This is a genomic window from Mesorhizobium sp. LNHC229A00 (assembly GCF_000502415.1).
Lineage (GTDB): Bacteria > Pseudomonadota > Alphaproteobacteria > Rhizobiales > Rhizobiaceae > Mesorhizobium.
On sequence record NZ_AYWQ01000244.1, the window covers coordinates 1 to 301 of the forward strand.

Annotated in this window: 1 pseudogene; it reads left to right on the top strand. The window is 57.5% G+C overall.

Features of this window, described 5'->3' with window-relative positions:
* Window positions 1-301, top strand: a pseudogene (locus X742_RS0139965) (sugar ABC transporter permease); the annotation flags it as partial.

The following is a 301-nucleotide window of genomic DNA, read 5'->3' on the forward strand; positions in this document are numbered from 1 at the left end:
TCAAACGAGCTGTGGCGCCCTATCTCTACCTGTCGCCCTCGCTGCTCATAATCGGCCTTCTGATGCTGTTGCCCATGGCGACGGTGATTGCCTACTCGTTCCAGAACAGCGCGGTGCTGCGTCGTGACCCATCCTTTGCCGGACTGAAACACTACCAGGCGATCTTCGACGATCCTGTGTTTTGGGCCTCGCTGTGGCACACGCTCTACTTCACCTGCATGAGTGTCGTCTTCCACATGACCATCGGCATGGTCTTCGCGCTCATGCTGAACAGCGACCGCATCAATCCGACGTTGCGCAA